The sequence below is a fragment of the Catenibacterium sp. co_0103 genome (assembly GCF_004168205.1).
GTDB classification, from domain to species: Bacteria; Bacillota_I; Bacilli_A; order Erysipelotrichales; family Coprobacillaceae; genus Catenibacterium; species Catenibacterium mitsuoka_A.
In genome coordinates this window covers 1-1,274 of sequence record NZ_RCYB01000203.1, presented here as the reverse complement: position 1 = coordinate 1,274, position 1,274 = coordinate 1, and the positions used below count along the sequence as shown (strand labels likewise).

Annotated in this window: 1 protein-coding gene, 1 pseudogene and 1 other annotated feature; the gene and the pseudogene both read left to right on the top strand. The window is 33.7% G+C overall.

Annotated features, from left to right (window positions below; genetic code table 11):
• Positions 1-115: 115 nt before the first annotated feature.
• Complete coding sequence (locus tag EAI80_RS13140; protein ID WP_129982389.1) at positions 116-544, top strand: hypothetical protein; 429 nt, start codon at positions 116-118, stop codon at positions 542-544.
• A 111-nt stretch (positions 545-655) separates the two neighbouring features.
• Positions 656-890 (top strand) — a binding site (T-box leader).
• A gap of 50 nt (positions 891-940) precedes the next feature.
• Positions 941-1,274: pseudogene (locus EAI80_RS13135) on the top strand (3-deoxy-7-phosphoheptulonate synthase); the annotation flags it as partial.

Sequence of the window (1,274 nt, the reverse complement as noted above, 5' to 3'; positions counted from 1 at the left end):
GGAGCCACAGTGTGACCCCCACAGATTTAAAGGTGCTGTTTCCAAGACCCCCAAATATTTAGAGCGAAGGTCTGACCCCCACAAAAATTAAAGACCCGGATGTTTCTGCATCCTAGTGTCTTGTGCTTTATTTGGTTATTCATTCTATCGACAGAATAAAGAAATAAAGGATATACAAACACTATATACTCAAACAAAACAATTAATCCCCGATTCATATATTTCATCTGAGGATGCTTATTTAGATATAGATGGACATGATATATATGCGATACTTCAAGTCAATGATATCAAGTGGGTTATAGGTCATGAAGAAAGCCTTCCACATTATAAGAATAAGAATATAATCATTCCAGAATCATTATTGAAACAGGTGCAGTCATTAAAGAATAGGGATAAACTTACTATTCATACTGTATCAGGTGAAACAATAAAATATCAATTAGAAGTCATTGGTAAAGTAGATCAACTTTCAAAAAGCATACCTGCCCTGTATTGTAAGAATGGTTCTAGTTACTATTGTATTAATCTAATTAAAGTATAATATTTAGATAATACATAAATATTGTGTAAAAGTATAAGAAAAATAGAAAAAGCAGTTGACATGAGTGTGATTATTCAGTATGATGAGTTCACAAATTAAGAACTACTAAGTATAAATACAATGAAAAGAAATAGTAGATATCTCAAAGAAGCATAGAGAATCCTTGGCTGGTGTAAAAGGATGTTTGAGGGATATTGAATTCATCTTGGAGTAGATCGTTGAATGAAGTAGGCGTTTCCGGTCACAACCGTTATATTGTCAGAGTATGATAGTACTCGTTGAGATATATCTAGTGATAGATATATAAAATAAGGTGGTAACACGAAGATACACTCTCGTCCTTATAGGATGAGAGTCTTTTATTTATACAGGTAGAAGATAAGAGGAGAAAAGATTATGATTATTGTATTCAAACCAAAAACAAGTGAAGAAGATGTGAAGAAAATCCAGGCTAAGGTAGAAGAAAAAGGATTAGAAACTCATTTAGTTGTAGGTCATGATGTGACTATCTGTGGTGTAATTGGTGATACGACTAAAGTAGATCCTAGAGATATTGAAGTTTCACCTTCTGTAGAAAAAGTAATGAGAGTTGAACAGCCTTATAAATTGGCTAACCGTGCATTCCATCCTGAAGATACTATTGTGGATGTAGATGGTGTTAAAGTAGGTGGAGGCCATATGGCTCTTATTGCTGGTCCTTGTTCTGTAGAATCAGAAGAACAGGTTATTG